The 18,377-nt window shown below is 40.9% G+C and carries 14 protein-coding genes and 1 riboswitch; of the genes, 10 read left to right on the forward strand and 4 right to left on the reverse strand.

Features of this window, described 5'->3' with window-relative positions:
* Positions 1-194 precede the first annotated feature (194 nt).
* The 3 genes from rsuA to FJ709_RS03940 all read left to right on the forward strand — a co-directional run bounded on the left by rsuA (position 195) and on the right by FJ709_RS03940 (position 3,509).
* Complete coding sequence (rsuA, locus tag FJ709_RS03930; RefSeq protein ID WP_226413639.1) at positions 195-887, forward strand: 16S rRNA pseudouridine(516) synthase RsuA; 693 nt, start codon at positions 195-197, stop codon at positions 885-887.
* Between the two features lie 261 nt (positions 888-1,148).
* Complete coding sequence (locus FJ709_RS03935) at positions 1,149-1,382, forward strand: cytochrome c3 family protein (protein WP_226413640.1); 234 nt, start codon at positions 1,149-1,151, stop codon at positions 1,380-1,382.
* A gap of 264 nt (positions 1,383-1,646) precedes the next feature.
* Entirely contained in the window at positions 1,647-3,509 is a 1,863-nt protein-coding gene (locus FJ709_RS03940; RefSeq protein WP_226413642.1) for a methyl-accepting chemotaxis protein, read from the forward strand.
* Positions 3,510-3,739: 230 nt separating this feature from the next.
* Here FJ709_RS03940 and rpiA read toward each other — a convergent pair whose 3' ends face one another.
* From rpiA to FJ709_RS03955, 3 genes are read right to left on the reverse strand one after another with little or no spacing between them, the layout of a single operon-like run.
* Positions 3,740-4,402: a ribose-5-phosphate isomerase RpiA gene (gene rpiA, locus FJ709_RS03945; RefSeq protein ID WP_226413644.1), complete on the reverse strand. Its 663-nt coding sequence runs from the start codon at positions 4,400-4,402 to the stop codon at positions 3,740-3,742.
* 49 nt (positions 4,403-4,451) lie between these two features.
* Positions 4,452-5,264 (reverse strand): mechanosensitive ion channel family protein, encoded by an 813-nt coding sequence (locus tag FJ709_RS03950; RefSeq protein WP_226413645.1) that lies wholly within the window; start codon positions 5,262-5,264, stop codon positions 4,452-4,454.
* A gap of 21 nt (positions 5,265-5,285) precedes the next feature.
* Complete coding sequence (locus tag FJ709_RS03955; RefSeq protein WP_226413647.1) at positions 5,286-6,539, reverse strand: hypothetical protein; 1,254 nt, start codon at positions 6,537-6,539, stop codon at positions 5,286-5,288.
* A 385-nt stretch (positions 6,540-6,924) separates the two neighbouring features.
* Here FJ709_RS03955 and pbpG point away from each other — a divergent pair, with 385 nt between their 5' ends.
* The 3 genes from pbpG to FJ709_RS03970 all read left to right on the forward strand — a co-directional run bounded on the left by pbpG (position 6,925) and on the right by FJ709_RS03970 (position 10,163).
* Positions 6,925-7,824, forward strand: a complete 900-nt coding sequence (pbpG, locus tag FJ709_RS03960; protein WP_226415832.1) for a D-alanyl-D-alanine endopeptidase — start codon at positions 6,925-6,927, stop codon at positions 7,822-7,824.
* A gap of 396 nt (positions 7,825-8,220) precedes the next feature.
* Positions 8,221-8,856 carry a cupin domain-containing protein gene (locus FJ709_RS03965; RefSeq protein ID WP_226415834.1) on the forward strand — a complete coding sequence of 212 codons (636 nt, stop codon included), beginning with the start codon at positions 8,221-8,223 and terminating at the stop codon, positions 8,854-8,856.
* Between the two features lie 104 nt (positions 8,857-8,960).
* A complete protein-coding gene (locus FJ709_RS03970; RefSeq protein ID WP_226413649.1) occupies positions 8,961-10,163 on the forward strand; it encodes a GGDEF domain-containing protein in 1,203 nt (400 codons plus the stop codon).
* Positions 10,164-10,351: 188 nt separating this feature from the next.
* Here FJ709_RS03970 and metH read toward each other — a convergent pair whose 3' ends face one another.
* Positions 10,352-14,068 (reverse strand): methionine synthase, encoded by a 3,717-nt coding sequence (gene metH, locus FJ709_RS03975; RefSeq protein WP_226413651.1) that lies wholly within the window; start codon positions 14,066-14,068, stop codon positions 10,352-10,354.
* Positions 14,069-14,260: 192 nt separating this feature from the next.
* Here metH and FJ709_RS03980 point away from each other — a divergent pair, with 192 nt between their 5' ends.
* The 4 genes from FJ709_RS03980 (at position 14,261) to cobT (ending at position 18,373) form a co-directional block, all read left to right on the forward strand.
* Positions 14,261-15,016 carry a histidine phosphatase family protein gene (locus tag FJ709_RS03980; RefSeq protein WP_226413653.1) on the forward strand — a complete coding sequence of 252 codons (756 nt, stop codon included), beginning with the start codon at positions 14,261-14,263 and terminating at the stop codon, positions 15,014-15,016.
* Positions 14,987-15,135: riboswitch (cobalamin riboswitch) on the forward strand. (Overlaps the previous gene by 30 nt.)
* Before the next feature lie 165 nt (positions 15,136-15,300).
* Positions 15,301-16,164 carry an ABC transporter ATP-binding protein gene (locus FJ709_RS03985; RefSeq protein WP_226415836.1) on the forward strand — a complete coding sequence of 288 codons (864 nt, stop codon included), beginning with the start codon at positions 15,301-15,303 and terminating at the stop codon, positions 16,162-16,164.
* On the forward strand, positions 16,161-17,243 hold the full coding sequence (locus FJ709_RS03990; protein WP_226413655.1) for a FecCD family ABC transporter permease: 1,083 nt from the start codon (positions 16,161-16,163) through the stop codon (positions 17,241-17,243). Before FJ709_RS03985 ends, FJ709_RS03990 begins: the two co-directional genes overlap by 4 nt.
* A gap of 83 nt (positions 17,244-17,326) precedes the next feature.
* Positions 17,327-18,373 carry a nicotinate-nucleotide--dimethylbenzimidazole phosphoribosyltransferase gene (gene cobT / locus FJ709_RS03995; RefSeq protein WP_226413657.1) on the forward strand — a complete coding sequence of 349 codons (1,047 nt, stop codon included), beginning with the start codon at positions 17,327-17,329 and terminating at the stop codon, positions 18,371-18,373.
* Positions 18,374-18,377 lie beyond the last annotated feature (4 nt).

Here is an 18,377-nt window from a genome sequence, read left to right on the forward strand (position 1 = left end):
TGCATTGACTGCTGACTTATTGTTGTGACAGCTATGTTAAGGGTTTGTCGGCTAATAATACAAGCGTTATACGGCGTTTTTAGCGTGGTTTTTTGTGACTAGGTGTAACGAAAAGTACGATTTACTCGGCTGTTATTTCTATTTTTAACTTAAGACCGCATAATATGAACAAATTAAAGCAGTGAGTATTGATTGTGCGTTTAGACAAATTTATTTGTGAGAGTACCGAACTGACCCGTACTATGGCGAAAAAAGCACTTCACCGAAGTGATGTTACCTGTGATGGTGTGGTAATTAAAGATTCGGGATTTCAAGTAACAGAAAAAACAGTGGTTTGTTTAGATGGCCAAGTGATTTCTGTGGTAGGTGAACGATATATTATGTTGCACAAGCCAGTAGACACTATTTGCTCGACTATTGATGAAGTTTATCCTTCGGTGTTGAGCCTAATGGATATCGAGAAAATCGATACCTTGCACATTGCAGGAAGGCTAGATGCTGACACCACTGGGTTAGTATTGATCACCAGTGATGGTCAGTGGTCTCATAAAATCACCTCACCTAAAAAAGATTGCGGCAAGCGTTATTTAGTTGAGTTAGCTGAGCCAATTAGTGAAGATTTAGTGGCTGTTTTTGCCAGTGGCATTGCACTGCGTAATGAGGATGGGTTAACTAAACCTGCTATTTTAGAGCTTATTACCCCACAACAGGTGCGTTTAACAATCAGTGAAGGCAAGTATCATCAAGTCAAACGTATGTTTGCAGCGGTAGGTAATAAAGTGGTTAATTTACACCGTGAGTGCGTTGGACAAATTGAGCTAGATTCAGAGTTAGTGCCTGGAGACTGGCGTTACTTGACACAAGAAGAAGTGGACTCCATCCATTAATTTACGATTTAGATATCCAAGTGGTAAATAGCTTGTTGGTAAATTTTTTTGGTTGAAAATTGTGCAGAAGCCTATAGCTTTGCTAAAGTTGATTCAGATTGTAAAAATAACGCTTAAAATTTGATGTTGTTAGCATTTTTGATAATCTTTTTTGAAATAGAAACTAAAATAGTGGTTAATACACTTATTAAACGCGTGCAGTTAATGTTGAGCTTTGGAACGCATAATACTGATCTGCGCCTAAATAACTTAGGAGTATATATGAAATATTCAATTTTATTTGCTGCACTATTTTTTGCTGGTTCAGCTGCTGCAGTCGACTGTGTTGAGTGTCATGAAAGTATCGACGTTGCTATGCACACTGAAAATGAAGCAACGTTAGCTGTTTGTGCTGATTGTCATGCTATTGGTGATGCGCATGAAATCGACATGGAAATGCACAGCCCTGAACTGACAATGAAAGAATGTACTGATTGCCACCAAATGGAAAAATAAACCTCGTATTTGTGCAAGCATTAGGCTTTTAGCATAATAGTGATTAATTAAGGTCTTCTTCGGAAGGCCTTTTTTTATGATTTTTTGGCTGTAAATGTCGATAAAAACATTTAGGTTTAATGTCATATGCCGATAATAATTTAATGGTAATTTTTTTGTAAAGAATATTTAGCTTAATTTTTGGCTTGATTTTTAGTTTCTTTATTAGCTTACTTACATAAAAACGACTATATATTATCTATTAAAATCAAAAAAGGATGCGCTATGTTAATCCGATCTAAGCTTCTGTTGAGTGCAGCCATATCGATCTCGGCACTTGTTGCTATGTTTGCCTTACAACAATATTCGACTAATGTACAACAGCAGCTGGCATTGGCAACAACCAGTGTAATTGAAATTGAAAAAGAAATTTATCAACTGAGAAAAGAAGAAAAAGATTTCTTAAACAGATTGGATGTTATCTACCTTGAAAATCATCAACAGAATTTCGCCGATCTAAATATATTGTTTGAGCGTGTCGGAGAAGTGTTAAATGATCGCAATATCCCCCTTACGGCTTTAAATGGTTTAAAAGACAGTGTCCAGACTTATAAATTGACATTTAACGATGTCGTGGTGCTGCAAAAAGAAATAGGCTTAACGCCTAAAACAGGTTTGTATGGTCGGTTAAGGGAAGCTGTTCATAATGTGGAATCTATCTTAAGCAGCAATAATGAAAATGGATTACTTGTTATTATGTTACAGCTTCGTCGTAACGAAAAAGATTTTATGTTACGCCGCGACCCCAAATATATTGATTCATTTAAATCTTATATAAGCGAATTTAAACAGTCAGTTAATAACTCTTTCTTAGCTTCAGGTGTTAAAGACGAATTACAGGCGAGTATTGACCAATATCAGGCTGATTTTCAGGCTTTAGTGAGTAAAGAGCAAGAGTTTGGCTTGACTGAAGTTGACGGTAAAATGAAGGCGTTACGTGATGCTATTTATAAAACCGATGACGATAGTAAAGCGTTGAAAGAGCAAACTTTAGCTGAAATTAATCAAGCAGAAGAAAATGGCATATATTTAGGTGGCGGTATTTTCTTATTGATTACCTTGGCTTTGTCGATATCCACTTATTATATTCTTCGTAGCATTATTACCCCAGTTGAAAATATTACCCGCGTAATTGCCAGTATTGAGCAAACTAAAGATTTAACCCTGCGTTGTGATGACTCCGGAGATGACGAGTTGTCACGAATTGCCACTCACTTTAATAGCATGGTGGGGTCATTTCAACATTTGATTGAACAAGTCAATGAAGCTGTTGATGCAATGAATACTTCCTGTCAGGAGCTGTCTAACAATGCTTCTATAGCATCAGAAGGCGTGTTAAGGCAGCTGAATGAAACTGACATGGTAGCAACCGCCATTACTGAAATGGGCGCCACAATTGATGAAATTGCTAATAACACTGAATTAGCCGCATTAAAAGCCAGCCAAACCCACGATAACGCAAAGAGTGGTCAAATTGGCGTCGAAGAAACGATAGCAAAAATTCAACTACTTGCCAGTCAGCTTAATGATTCAGCTAAAGTGGTTCGCGAGCTTGAACAGGACAGTAAGACTATTGGCAGCGTATTAGATGTTATCCGAGGGATTGCAGAGCAAACGAACTTACTGGCACTTAATGCCGCAATTGAAGCCGCTAGAGCAGGTGAACAAGGTCGCGGTTTTGCAGTTGTTGCCGATGAGGTTAGAAGTTTAGCGATGCGAACCCAAGAGTCTACTGAAGAGATTGCAGCTATTATCAGTACCTTGCAAACACGGACTCGTTCTATTGTACAGTTGATGGAAACTAGCCAGCGCCAAGGTGCAGAAAGTGCTGAGCAGGCGGCAAGTGCGGGTTCATTACTACGCTTAATTAACGAAGATGTGACTAATATTATGGACATGAGTACTCAAATTGCAGCGGCAATTGAGGAGCAAAGCATGGTGGCTGCTGAGGTTAATAAAAACGTGGTGGTTATTCGTGACATAGCTGATGAGTCATCACAAGCCTCTGCATCGAATGCGGCATCATCAGAAGACCTACGTATTCGCGCAGCTGGGCTGCATAAATCAGTGAGTATGTTTAAAGTATAAGATGCTTTGATGTGCAGGACATGGTTATTAGTATCTGTAGTTCAGTAATGAATTACCTTTTCTATACTTTTTCTCAGAGGCAACAACTATTACATCTTGTATGCGCATGTGCTAGATAAATAAAAAACCCTAATTTATCCAGTTAGGGTTTTTTATTGGGCGAGAATGTTGTTTTAGCCTTTGAAGTAGCTAAAAAATAGCTATATCAAAAGTAGCAGTATAAAAAGCTGTTACTTTGAGGTGACAGTGTTGACGCCTTCAGGTGTGCCCACTAGTAATACATCTGCGCCACGGTTAGCAAACAAGCCATTAGTCACAACGCCGACTATGGCATTAATTTTAGTTTCCATTACTTTGGGATCTAAAATTTTCATATTGTGAACATCTATTATCACATTACCATTATCGGTCACGACACCTTGACGATATTCAGGATCACCGCCTAATTTAACTAATTCACGTGCCACATATGAACGCGCCATCGGGATAACTTCTACAGGTAGCGGGAAGTCGCCTAATATCGATACTTGTTTAGTGTTATCAACAATACAAATGAATTTTTGGGCAACTGCGGCAACAATTTTTTCACGAGTTAAAGCTGCACCACCGCCTTTAATCATATCCATGCGGTCGTTAATTTCATCGGCGCCATCGACATACACGGCTATATCTGCAACATTGTTTAGATCAAATACCTCAATGCCTAATTGTTTCATTTTTGCTGTTGATGCTTCCGAGCTTGAAACCGCGCCTTTAATATCATCTTTCATTGTTGCTAGTGCATCAATAAAATGATTAACCGTTGAGCCAGTACCTACACCTACAATGGTATCTCTTTCGACATATTTTAATGCAGCCCAGCCGGCCGCTTTTTTCATTTCATCTTGAGTCATTAGGCAATTCCATTAGTTGTTTTTAACATTATCTCGATTATAACGTAACCTACGGCGAAATTATTTGCTTGTCGTCATAAAAATGCGCATCTTTAAAAGCATCTAACACTCTTACATTGATATCGCTGATGAACTTTCTTTCCAAGCGTACATCCATTACATAAGCTTTTATGGTAATGGTTTGCATGTGCTGCCCATAGGATAAATCTGTCCCTAATATGATCCTAATGGGTTTATTTAAAAAGGTGTAAGGTGAGCATTGTGTAGCTTCTTTGGCAAGGGCTATGGCTTGTTTATGATCGGCGTGCAAAGGTAAATTAAAACTGATTACAACCATTTCATCTAGGGCGCCGCTATTGGCATTTGATACGGCATTTTTTAATACCTCAGCATTAGGCACCATGATGGTGTTGTCATCAAAGGTTCGCAGCCAGGTTACGCTCCATTCAAGTTTTATTACTTCGCCATAATGGCCTGCGAGCGAGACCATATCACCCACTCGATAGGGGGGATTTAACATAATAATGAAGCCAGCAATCATATTTTTTGCCGGTTCTTGAGTCGCTAAACCGATAACTATACTGATTGAACCAATCATAGCTAACACTACATTTTGGTGAGGTGCGATAATTCCTGCAGTAGTATAAATTATTACGCAGCCCCAAATAAATAAGCGGATAAACGGGTAAAGTCGTCCCCAGAATAATCGATATTTTGGCAGCTTTATGGTGAGTTTATCTAAACTGATTTTTATTACATTCAATAGCGCCCAGGCAAAAAAGCATATCAATAAAATTAAGGCTATTTTCTCTAATGAGATGATGCTAATTAGCGACTGTAATGCGTCTGTTGTTGATTCCATACCTATTCTCTTTGGTAATGATTAGAAGCTAAAAAGTTTGTTGTGATTAAGCAGGTGCGTGGCGACTATTTTACTCAGTACTGGTGGTATTTGATAAAAGTGTCGCGCAAAATCACTTTCACAGTATTGTGTTATCAATAGACCTTGCCTGCTGAGAAACTCCAATTTTAACGAGCTTTCTTCGATAGACATGTTGAAAATAATGCTTAAATGTTCAACGGTTAATCCGCCATGAACATAAATTTCTGCGAGTGCAAAGAGAGATTCTTCATCTAAACTTTTTAGTGCGTGGGTGTCGATAGTGAAAATATCTTTTGAGTTGAGATCGCTAAGTTTAGATACCTTATGCTCATCAATAGATTGCTTTAAAATGAATAAAGCGAGTCTAGGCTGGCCTTGGCAGATTTTCATTAAGGTTTTGGTGTGGGACTCTAGGGTGTTTAACTCTATGGTGAGAGCTGAATCGCCTTCATTCTCTTGTGTGTTATTGCTTTCATGCGGTAAATTTATACCCATATCAGGTAAGTAAAGCGTAAGAAATGTGGTTAATTCAGTCTGAGTAAAATACTTAAGCTGAACGACGGTTTTAATAAAATGAGTAATTTGATATTGCGAAGAGAGTCTTTGCCATACATAGGTTTCACACCCCATAATCCAGCAATGCCTTTGCCTGGTTTCCATTAATATAGTCGCTAATGTTACCAAAGCTTGATAACTGCCCATTCGGCGCTGCATTAATCGATGAATGTCATCCAGGAAAATAATATGTTGAGGCTGTGCATTGATTAATCTAATGGCATCTGTAATTGATTGGGGCTCATTTTGGATATCAAAACAATCATATAAAGTGGCGATAGCTTCTTTTGAAGACAGCGGCGCTTTACAGAAGCTAAGCCATAATAGTGGCTCAGACTCCGGTTGCCCGCGAATAATATTCTGAATAAAAGTACTGACACCTGCTCCAAAAGGGGCAATGATCGCGCTCAATTCACCTTGGTTATCACGCCATAACTCAATGGCGTTGTTGATTTGATCTATAGCTTGTTCTCGCCCGATGACATGGTAAATATCCGTATTTACTGAATAAGAGATCTGTTGTTTGAGCGGGCTTCTAAGTCCATGGTGTCGATAGGTTTGCGCAATGGCTTTTAAGGATAATGTATTTGTCGGCTCTGACTCTTGCTCTGTAGCTGCACTATTAGGGTTGATGTAGGTTAGAAATTGTTGCCACTTACCAAGAAGTGCATCGATAGTCATTGCCATAATATTATCCATTTGATCAAGCCATTAGTAAGCAGCATCTGATCCAACCTCTAAAAAGTAAATCGAGTTAACAGGTATAACGTTTTTCATTACGTCAGAATAAGTACTATAACAGTAAATTAACGCTGGCATAGAGTGCTAGTTGTGATTGTTATTATTACCAATTTACTGTGATTATAGGTTATTACTGCTGGCAAGTATGGTTAATAAATGAGTATAGCTATCTTAATGCCCCATCGTTTACGGGATAGCAGATAACACGATGTAATGACCCCGTAGGCTATTTGTTCATGGAAAGTGAAGTTAAAGCGCTACTTTAGTATGAATTGACTCGCTGATTAATCATTGTTTAGCGTATACTTAATTTTTATTTTTTATTGAAAAATTAACCTTGATGATGCCATTCAAATCTGCTTTTTCGACACTGTTATTATTAGCTAGCTTAACCCATCAGGCTTATGCAGCAACAGCCGTTGCGTCCTCTCAACAACAAGAGTTAGCCGCAGGTAGTGCTATGCTTGTGGACCTTAACACTAATGAAGTTTTATATTCGAGTAATATTAATCATCAAGTACCGATAGCATCAGTGACTAAGCTGATGACTGCAATGGTTGTATTAGATGCTAAATTACCTTTAGATGAAATGATTACTGTAGATATTCATCAAGCCCCAATTATGCGTAATGTCTACTCCAGAGTGCGAGTTGGCAGTGAAGTTAGCCGTGAAACCATGATGCTGATGACATTAATGTCTTCAGAGAATCGTGCAGCCACAGCGCTTGCTCATCATTATCCTGGTGGCTACTTTGCTTTTATTGATGCAATGAATGCCAAAGCGACAGCATTGGGTATGGAGCAAACTCGTTATGCAGAGCCAACAGGTTTATCTGCTGATAACGTCTCCAGTGCAAAGGATTTGGTTATTTTGCTACAGGAAAGTCAAAAATATCCTTTATTGGGCAAGTTAAGTTCAACTGAGAAAAAACACATTATTTTCAATAAGCCAAGATACAATCTTGACTTCCAGAATACCAACAAGTTGGTATTTAAAGACGGTTGGAATATCGCGCTAACTAAGACTGGCTATACCAGCAAAGCCGGTCATTGCTTGATTATGTTGACCGAAATGAATAAGCGAAAAGTCGCATTTGTGGTGCTTGATACCTTTGGCAAATATACCCATATAGCAGATGCTAGCCGTCTTAAAAAATGGTTAGAAACGGGTAAAGTAACCCCAATTCCTGCATCGGCTAAGGCATATAAACAACAAAAGCAATTGGCAAAATCTAATAGCTAAACATCAGTAGCTAAAGTCTAAAAGTGGGTGGTTGAGCATTTTGTAATGGGCACATTTAGTTGACCTGTTAAGCATTGCAGCTACGACAGTTTATTAACTAGGCTTTTGTTGTAAGCCTTAACTTGTGGTGACCTTATAATATTGCATTATTGGGTGAAAGCATTTTAAGGCTCCCATTGTTTATCGGTCTGGTAAATTAAATTAATACTTATATTTCATTAAAATACACCTAAAAGTACCTAGGTGTCACAATTGTACCTGCTTGTTTTCCTGTTTAATCAATCTATGATAACCACATAGTGTGAATGAGGAACCGTAATGCAAAGTAGTAATTCTAACGATGTTGATATCCCAGAGATTAATCCTTTAACGTCGATAAAAAGTGACTCAATTAACATGGACTTTAACCAACGTGTGGTTATTGATACTAATCAATTGGGCTGGGATAAAAGCCCCGCGAAGGGCGTGTGGCGTAAGCGTCTTGCTAGAGAAGAAGCTGAGCAAGGCCATGCAACCAGTATCGTTAAATATGATGCGGGTGCCCGTTTTTCATCACATCCACACCCATTAGGCGAGGAAATTCTAGTTTTATCTGGCGTGTTTTCTGATGAGACTGGCGATTATCCAGCGGGCACATACATTCGCAATCCCGAAGGTTTTAGTCACGCCCCTTTTAGTTTACAGGGCTGTGAATTACTGGTTAAGTTGCACCAGTTTCAACCATCAGATTTAAAGCAAGTTCGTATCGACACTCAACACGCGCCTTGGTTACCGGGCCAAGGTCAGTTGCAAGTAATGCCGTTACATCAGCATCTAACTGAATCCAGTGCTTTAGTTTTTTGGCCTGCAGGATGTCAATTTCAACCACATCGTCATTTTGGTGGTGAAGAAATATATGTTATCAGTGGCGAGTTTATTGATGAGCACGGCCATTATCCTGCTGGGACCTGGCTACGCAGTCCACACTTAAGTCAGCACAATCCCTATGTTGAACAGGATACGGTTATTTGGGTCAAAACAGGGCATTTATAACGGATATAAAGCGTCATTTGTGATAAATATTAGTTTGTTGCTTTTAAAGTATTATTTTTAACGATATATTAACTTAACATGCATATTTAGGATGTAATTTAGCAATGGATGCTTTTACTCTTCACGTATCAACCGCAATAGTCAGTGCGATGATGGCTATCAGTTTACTCGCATTTTATGTTGTTGGTCATCGCCAGCGCAGCTTAATAGATTGGAGCATAGCTGGTGGATTATTTTTTGTCAGCAGTTGCATTGGCTTACTTTCTTACTCTTTCCCTATTCCCTATTGGCTTGGCCCCAGCTTAGCTAATGCATGTTATATATTAGCTCATCTTGGTTTACTTGCCGGTATCAGACGGCAGCTTCAGCTTACCCCTCAGTGGCCATCAATGATATTGATCGCTGTAATTGTGTTTTTAATGCATTACGTCCCAGGCTTTTTAGAGTCACTGACATCTAGGTTGCTTTATATATATCCTTTGTTAATGCTTATTAATATCTGTACTGTTTTGACCATTATATTGGCGGCTAAATCTAGAAAGCTTCACGCTATTTATTACCCTTTTCTGTTTGCCGAATTGATATTTTTTGGACAACAATTTGTTCGATTTATATTTGTAGCTTTTGATAAACAATTAACCTTAAGTGCTGCGGGGAATCGCGTTTTACAATCGTCAGGTACTTTGGCTGTGTTCACTTTTTTAATGTTGATAACATTATCGTGTTGTTTAATTGTATATCGTCAACAACAACTCAAATTGCAAGATGTTACTCAGGTTGATCCATTAACAGGGTTGTTAAATCGCCAAGCTTTACCCCATCGAGCCAAACAAGTTTTTGAGTTAGGTCTTTATCAAAATGCCCCCATGGCCATTATGATTGTTGAGATTGATTCACTACCTCATATAAGTGAAAAATATGGCTACGGTGGTAGTGATAGTGTTGTTAAGCATGTCGCCAGTGTTTTAGAGTTTACGGCTCATATTAATAGCGGAATTTTCAGACAGCATGATAATAAGTTTGTCTTGTTGTTTGAAGAGACTTCAACGGATCAATTGCAGCGGTTAACCGTTAGATTAAAAGAGAAAGTGGCTAATTTAGTCATTAAACCATTACACGATGACGTAAGAATTAATATCAACATTGGTTTTGCTATGCAGTCAGACAATGACCATAATTGGCAAATATTAATGCAACAAGCAGAACGTGTCTTGAAGCAACCGATCAAACAAGTTAATACTTCTCAGGCGGCTAGCGTACAAGAGTTGAATGTCGATAGATTTGGTTTTATCGCTCAACAGAATTAACTTAGCTTAATAATACCTGCCAGCCTATCCAGGTATTTTTATAACTTAGAGAGCTCGTTTGATAAACATTACCGTTACAGTTATTCGATGATAGATCAGTAGTGAAGTAATAGCAGGCCTGAGTGTATCGGCCTGCTATGAGTAACTTTTGGGAGTAAAGAGGGCTGTTTAAGGATATAAAGTAATAATTACTCTGTATCGTAGTCAAGTACAGGTGATAACCAACGCTCGGCTTCGGCTAAGCTCATGCCTTTACGTTTTGCGTAATCTTCTACTTGGTCTTTACCAATGTTAGTTACCCCAAAATAACGAGATTTCGGATGGGCAAAGTACCAACCGGATACTGCAGCTGTGGGGAACATCGCATAACTTTCGGTAATATTTAAACCAATGGTTTGGTCAGGTTTAAGTAAATCCCACAATAGGCCTTTTTCAGTATGATCAGGACATGCCGGATAACCTGGTGCTGGACGTATACCTTTGTATTTCTCACGAATGATGGATTCGTTATCAAGTACTTCATCAGCCGCATATCCCCAAAACTCTTTGCGTACCCGCTCATGCATGCGTTCAGCAAACGCTTCAGCTAAGCGGTCTGCAAGGCATTTAAGCATAATGGCATTGTAGTCATCGTGATTGGCTTCAAAGCGTGCCACATGCTCATCAATGCCATGGCCCGCAGTGACGGCAAAGCCACCCATGTAATCTGCGACACCAGAATCTTTTGGCGCAACAAAGTCCGATAAACAGAAGTTGTCGTTGCCAACTCGATCTAATTGCATACGCAAGTGATGAGTAGTCATTTCTACTGTGGTTCGGCTTTCATCGGTATACAGTTCAATATCGTCATGGTTGACTGTATTAGCAGGGAATAAACCTATTACCGCTTTAGCCGTTAGCCACTTTTCACTGATGATGGTTTCAAGCATGGCTTTACCATCAACAAATAATTTACGCGCTTCTTCACCGACGACTTTATCCTCTAAAATATCTGGATAGCGGCCGTGAAGTTCCCAGCTTCTAAAGAATGGTGTCCAATCGATACGCTCGACTAAATCTTCCAGTGGATAATCATCAAAAACTTGACGGCCTAACACATTGGGCGTGAATGGAGTGTAGTTTTGCCAATCATGTTTGCAACGATTTTCGCGAGCAACTTCAATTGGCACAATGGTTTTACGTTTAGTTTGCGATAAACGTTTTTCTCGCATGACATCATATTCTGCATATTCTGCATCAATAGTCGCCTGGCGTGTTTCATTGTTAATCAGCTTAGACACCATAGGCACTGCGCGCGAGGCATCGGCAATATAAATGGCGCCGTGTGGATAATGTGGCGCAATTTTTACAGCCGTGTGAATTTTAGAACAAGTCGCTCCGCCAATAATGGCTGGAATGGTCAGGCCTTCACGGTGGAAGGTTTTGACGTTATGCACCATTTCATCAAGACTCGGGGTAATTAAGCCTGACATGCCGATGATATCAATATTATGCTCTTTGACCGCGGCCATAATTTTATCGACCGACACCATAACGCCTAAGTCGACCACTTCATAACCGTTACAGGCTAGGACTACGCCCACAATATTCTTACCAATATCATGCACATCGCCTTTTACCGTGACCATTAAGATACGGCCGTTTGATTGGCCTTCAACTTTTTCTAGTTCAATATACGGGTTTAAAAAAGCAACCGCTTTTTTCATCACTCGAGCAGATTTAACCACTTGTGGCAAGAACATTTTACCGGCACCAAATAAGTCACCGACCACATTCATGCCGTCCATCAGCGGCCCTTCAATAACATCAAGTGGACGTGCTGCTTGAAGCCTTGCTGCTTCGGTGTCTTCATCAATAAATTCGGTGATACCTTTGACTAAGGCATGCGATAAACGTTTCTCTACTGGCCAACTGCGCCATGCTAGATCCTCTTTTTTAGCCACTTGAGTGCCGTCACCACGGTACTTTTCAGCCACATCTAATAATTGTTCCGTGTTGGTTGAATCAGCAACCGGGCAGGGCAGGTTCTGAACCACGTTTTCGACCTTTTCTTTTAAATCGGCATCAATGTCATCATAAATGGCTAGTTGCCCAGCGTTAACAATGCCCATGTCCATACCCGCTTGAATCGCATGGTATAAGAACACCGCATGAATGGCTTCACGCACAGGGTTGTTGCCACGGAATGAAAATGACACGTTTGACACGCCGCCAGAAATCATCGCATAGGGTAAGGTGGCTTTAATGTCTTTAATGGATTCGATAAAATCGACCGCATAATTGTCGTGCTCATCTATACCGGTAGCAATGGCAAAAATGTTCGGGTCAAAAATAATGTCTTCAGGCGGAAAGCCGACCACATCCACTAACAAACGATAGGCGCGGGTACAAATTTGGGTTTTACGCTCACGGGTATCGGCTTGGCCGTTTTCATCAAAGGCCATCACTATGGCTGCAGCGCCGTAGCGTTTGACTAGAGTGGCTTGTTTGATAAAGGCTTCTTCGCCTTCCTTCATCGAAATAGAGTTAACAATAGACTTGCCCTGAACACACTTAAGGCCGGCTTCAATCACTTCCCATTTTGATGAGTCGATCATAATAGGCACGCGGGATATATCGGGTTCAGAGGCGATTAAGTTTAAGAATTTTTTCATCGACTCAGCACCGTCTAGCATGCCTTCATCCATGTTGACGTCGATTATTTGTGCGCCATTTTCAACTTGTTCGCGCACAACATCTAAGGCTTCTTCAAATTTTTCTTCTTTAATTAAGCGTAAGAATTTAGCTGAGCCGGTCACGTTGGCACGTTCGCCGACGTTAACAAAGAGTGAGTTACCATCAATGGTTAATGGCTCTAATCCTGATAGGCGACAAGCCACCGGAATATCAGGTATTTGGCGCGGCTCATGATTGATCACTGATTCACGTATGGTATTGATATGAGCGGGTGTGCTGCCACAACATCCGCCTACAATATTCAGCATGCCTTCACGGGCCCAATCACTAATGACTTCGGCCATTTCCTCAGGGGTTTCATCGTAACCGCCAAACTCGTTCGGCAAACCGGCGTTAGGGTGAGCAGACACAAAACATTCAGCAATACGGGATAACTCTTCAACATAAGGGCGCAGTTCTTTTGGGCCTAATGCACAGTTAAGACCGATAGATAAAGGCTTGATATGACGCAGTGAATTGTAAAAACCTTCAGTGGTTTGGCCGGTCAATGTGCGACCAGATGCATCGGTAATTGTGCCTGAAATCATTACTGGCAAGCGATCGCCAAGTTGATCAAATACTTTCTCAATGGCAAATAAGGCGGCTTTGGCATTTAAGGTATCAAAGATGGTTTCAACCATAATGATGTCGGCGCCACCTTCAATTAAGGCGGTAGTTGATTCAACATAAGCATCAACTAACTCATCAAAACTGACGTTACGAAAGCTAGGGTCGTTTACATCTGGGCTAATTGAACAGGTGCGATTGGTTGGACCAAGCACACCCGCTACATAGCGGGCATAACCCGTTTGCGCGGCCACTTCATCGGCTGCTTCGCGGGCAACCCGGGCACCTTCTAAATTAATTTCAGCCGATAGCGACTGCATGTCGTAGTCAGCCATAGCAATGGTGGTAGCGTTAAAGGTGTTGGTTTCAATAATGTCAGCACCAGCGAGCAGGTACTTGGTATGAATATCTTTAATGATTTGACGTTGGCTAAGGACCAACATGTCATTGTTGCCTTTGACGTCGCAATGCCAGTCTTTAAATCTTTCACCACGGTAATCTTCTTCTGCCAATTTGTAGTCTTGGATCATGGTGCCCATAGCACCATCGAGAATGACAATTCGCTCTTTTAGCGTGTTTGTCAGTTGTTCAAGCACTTGACTGTAGGAAGTTGACTTGGTCATAACTGATTACCTTTTTAATGCAGTGGCACGTTAACTTAATCGTGACATATTTATCTAACTAATTATTTTATCAAGAGTTAATGGGTAAATAATGAATAGCTGGCTCTCAACAAACAGAATTTTGTTTGGACATTTATACGTATAGACGTCCATAATACGCGAGTTGTTATCTTCAGGGCAAGGCAGAAAACCATGAAACATCTTCAATTGGTATTCCTGCGCCATGGCCACTGCCTTGGCGGTGATATCGTGCGCGGTAAAACGGATGTTGCCTTGTCTGAGCAAGGTCTAATACAAATGCAACAAGCTTTTAATAGCTTAGCGCTATGCCCTACTATTGTGTATTCATCCCCGTTGAAGCGTTGCGCTGTGTTTAGTGACCTTATCGCAAAACAACACCAGTTGCCCATAACCCTATTAGACAGTTTACAAGAAATTGATTTTGGCCAATGGGATGGTCAAACCTGGCAGGCCTTATATAATCGACACCAAGCGCAATTAGATGCGTATTGGGCAAATCCCTGGCAGCATGACAACACTCCACAAGGAGGTGAGCACTTAGTTGATTTTAGTGCCCGAGTGAAGCAGGCATTAGTGCAAATTATTAGTCAGATGCTGAATTCGATTAACGGTGATGTTCAGGAAGAATCTTTTGCCACTGTAAAATTGACCAATGAAGCTCTTGCAAGTGAATTAACTAATCAAGCACTTGTTGTGACGCATGGCGGGGTGATGCGTTGTGTTATGGCGCAACTTTTAGGTGCTGAAGGTCAGGCTGGCGTGTTTACGCAATTACAATTACCCTATGCCGCGTTGATGACAGTAGATGTATTTATTGATGCAGATGACTTACAAATGGTCACACAAGGCAGCTTATGTTTTGAAAAGCTCAGTTTTAGATTGAACTGGCCATCATTAACCACCAAAATAGAGCCGTGTTATATATAGTGCTGAGTATTGGGAATCGGGTAAGCCCGAACTGTCCCCGCAACTGTGATTGTTTGTCCTGCATATTATATGTCTGTGGCCAGCAAAAGTCAGATACCAGCTTGTCACTATTCATTTTTACGCCTGAGCGGGATACTCAGCGGAGCGTGTATGTTTGATCTTGTTCTTGCTTCCCATATTGGCCATCTAGTTAACTTCGGCTTGTTTATGCTTGGCTTACTTAATCGTAAATCAAGCCATTGTCGAGGGCGTGATTTGTGAATTCCCAAAGTGTTGAAGCGCTAATGGCCGCGAATGCGCCAGCATCGATACCTGCCTTAGTCGTTAATCAGCTAAGTTGGCGATATGATGACACCCAAATTTTAGCTGATATTAGTTTTAGCCTCACAGCAAATAAAATGCTTGGAATTATTGGCCCCAATGGCGCGGGAAAATCGAGCTTATTGCGTTGTCTATATCGTTACATTGCCCCAAGTTGTGGAACAATATCCTTATTTGGTCAGGATATTAATCAATTTAACGGTAAAGCTTTTGCCACTCAAGTTGCCGTAGTCCAACAAGATACTCCGCAGTTTTTCGACATGAATACCAGCCAATTAATTGCAATGGGTTTAACGCCGCATAAAGGTATGTTTGATGGCTATACCGCCGATGATAACCAGCTGGTTAATGATGCAATTAATCTAGTGGGCCTAGCTGATAAAGCATTTTTGCAATATGGCCAATTATCGGGTGGTGAGAAGCAACGTGCTTTGATTGCTCGAGCGATAGTGCAGCGTCCTAAATTACTGATCTTAGATGAGCCAACTAATCATTTAGATATTCGTTATCAAATTCAAATTTTAGAATTAGTTAAAAGTTTAGGTATTACGGTCATTGCGTCTATTCATGATTTAAACCTTGCAAGTGCAATGTGTGACCACCTTTTATTACTCAATAAGGGCCTGCTTGTGGCGCAGGGCTGTCCAACTGAGGTACTAACAGAAGCGCAAATTGGCGACGTATTTGAAGTGTGCTGTGAAGTCAAAAAACATCCGCAACATGCTAAACCGCTGATTAATTATTTTTATGGTTATATGCCCCAGAAACAGGTAAAAGCCCTTGCTGATAATGGATTAACCTCAAGTGAGTGCGAGGTTCAATCATGAGCCCAGTTAAAGATCACCGTCGCTACCAATTTTTTCTGCTTATATTGGCTATATTGGCAGCAATGAGCCCGATTGCCGCGGCCAGCTTTGGTGCCGCCAGTGTCAACTTTACCGATGTGTTATCGTCGATAATTCAACGACTGCCTTGGCAAGATGACTTGGTCTTTCATCCAGCAAGCATTACTGAACGGATTGTATTTGAACTGCGTTTTCCGCGTATTATGCTGGCTTTTGTTGCTGGAGCTGGCTTGGCCTTAGCGGGCAGCGTATTGCAAACAGTTACCCGCAATCCATTAGCCGACCCGTATTTGTTTGGTATTAGTTCTGGGGCATCATTTGGCGCTGTGGTGGTCTTTAGCCTGCTATCAAGCGGCTTATTTGCGCAGGCTGATTTACTTGCGCTTTCTTCTGGGCAACTCGCTTGGTGGAGTTGGCAAAATTTACTCCTGCCCATAGGCGCATTTGCGGGCGCAAGTTTGTCAGTACTGCTGGTGTTGAGTTTGTCTGGTTTAGGACGCAGTAGCCAAATTGAGCGGATGTTGTTATCTGGTGTGGCTACATCATTTTTATTTGGCTCGCTAACGAGTCTAGTGCTTTATTTTTCAAGCCCGCAAGCCACTGCCTCAGTGCTGTTTTGGACATTAGGCAGCTTTGCTAAAGCTAGTTGGGCTGGCGTGGTATTACCCAGTGTTATTGTGATTAGTAGCTTAGTGATTATTCTTGTGTTTAAACGTCAAATAGTCGCGCTGCAAGCAGGTGATGAAACCGCACATACACTCGGGGTTAATGTCGCCAAACTGCGTTTAAATATGCTGTTATTGTGCTCGTTGATCACCGCCATTTTAGTGGCAAGTTGTGGTGGCATTGGATTTGTTGGTTTGATGATCCCCCATTGTGTGCGTTTACTATTTCCAGGACGCCAGCCTATGGTAGTAACGGCCATTATAGGCGGGCTGTTTATGGTTTGGATTGATGTTATAGCTCGTTGTATTTTAGGCAATCAAGAGTTACCAGTAGGCATAATTACCGCAGCCATTGGCAGTGTATTTTTCTTATTTATTTTACGGCACAGGCGCTAATAGCTGAGTTAAGTGAATAACAGCTTGCTGAGTGTTAATGACGTTTTTTGATTTGTCAGTGATTCCCCTGACGAGGAGTGGTTATGTTTACAGTGGTCCCTGTTACTCATCAGTTTGACGCTATGATCCAACATAAGATTGATCAAAAAACTAAACCTCAGGGATCACTAGGCTTACTGGAAGTATTAGTTAAGCAAATCGCTCAAATACAGTTTTCATGTGATCCTACAGCCACAAAATTACATATTAACCAGCCGGGTTTATTGGTGTTTGCAGGCGACCACGGTATAGCTAAGTACGGCGTGTCTATTGCCCCAAGCGAAGTCACTAGTCAAATGGTGGCTAATTTTGTTAACGGTGGCGCTGCAGTTAACGTTTTTTGCCGGCAAATGGGGTTTAATCTAGAAGTAATAGATGCTGGTGTACTTGCTCCTTTGGGGTTAGATGGGGTGACAGAACACAGATTAGGTAATGGTACTGCAGCGATTCATCTGGCACCAGCAATGAGTATTGATCAAGTCACACAAGGTTTTGAGGCTGCTAGTGAAGTGGTTGAACGCCATGTATTGTCGGGTTGTAATGTCATCGCCCTTGGTGAAATGGGCATAGGTAATACCTCATCCGCTGCGGCAATTATGGCGGTATTACTTGATATAGATGTTGAGCAATGCGTCGGGCGCGGTACAGGTATTGATGACAAAACCTATGCATTGAAAAAATTACTTATTAGCCAAGCATTGGCATTACATGGTTCAAAAATTAGCTCTCCTTTGCATATTTTGGCTTATTTAGGGGGCTTTGAAATCGTGCAAATGACCGGGGCTATCTTGGCTGCGGCTGAGCGAAAAATATTAGTGCTAATTGATGGGTTTATCTCTACCGCTGCGGCATTAGTCGCTGTAAGATTACACCCTGCGGCTCGAGATTATTTAGTGTTTGCTCATCAATCAGAAGAACAAGGGCATAAATTAATGCTGGCGCATTTAAATGCTAAACCTATTTTGTCCCTGGGATTACGTTTAGGGGAAGGAACGGGTGCAGCGCTGGCATTACCGATAGTACAAGCAGCAATCAATTTTTATAATGATATGGCCAGTTTTGAAGATGCTGGTGTTAATAATGTAGTTTAAGGAA

It is taken from the genome of Shewanella glacialimarina (assembly GCF_020511155.1).
Taxonomy (GTDB): domain Bacteria; phylum Pseudomonadota; class Gammaproteobacteria; order Enterobacterales; family Shewanellaceae; genus Shewanella; species Shewanella glacialimarina.

Coding starts and splice junctions, on each gene's coding strand:
- pbpG (WP_226415832.1), top strand. CDS start 6,925: ATGCCATTCAAATCTGCTTTTTCGACACTGTTATTATTAGCTAGCTTA.
- FJ709_RS03950 (WP_226413645.1), bottom strand. CDS start 5,264: ATGGAATCAACAACAGACGCATTACAGTCGCTAATTAGCATCATCTCA.
- FJ709_RS03970 (WP_226413649.1), top strand. CDS start 8,961: ATGGATGCTTTTACTCTTCACGTATCAACCGCAATAGTCAGTGCGATG.
- FJ709_RS03990 (WP_226413655.1), top strand. CDS start 16,161: ATGAGCCCAGTTAAAGATCACCGTCGCTACCAATTTTTTCTGCTTATA.
- FJ709_RS03965 (WP_226415834.1), top strand. CDS start 8,221: ATGGACTTTAACCAACGTGTGGTTATTGATACTAATCAATTGGGCTGG.
- metH (WP_226413651.1), bottom strand. CDS start 14,068: ATGACCAAGTCAACTTCCTACAGTCAAGTGCTTGAACAACTGACAAAC.
- FJ709_RS03935 (WP_226413640.1), top strand. CDS start 1,149: ATGAAATATTCAATTTTATTTGCTGCACTATTTTTTGCTGGTTCAGCT.
- rpiA (WP_226413644.1), bottom strand. CDS start 4,402: ATGACTCAAGATGAAATGAAAAAAGCGGCCGGCTGGGCTGCATTAAAA.
- FJ709_RS03985 (WP_226415836.1), top strand. CDS start 15,301: ATGGCCGCGAATGCGCCAGCATCGATACCTGCCTTAGTCGTTAATCAG.
- FJ709_RS03940 (WP_226413642.1), top strand. CDS start 1,647: ATGTTAATCCGATCTAAGCTTCTGTTGAGTGCAGCCATATCGATCTCG.
- FJ709_RS03955 (WP_226413647.1), bottom strand. CDS start 6,539: ATGGATAATATTATGGCAATGACTATCGATGCACTTCTTGGTAAGTGG.
- cobT (WP_226413657.1), top strand. CDS start 17,327: ATGTTTACAGTGGTCCCTGTTACTCATCAGTTTGACGCTATGATCCAA.
- FJ709_RS03980 (WP_226413653.1), top strand. CDS start 14,261: ATGAAACATCTTCAATTGGTATTCCTGCGCCATGGCCACTGCCTTGGC.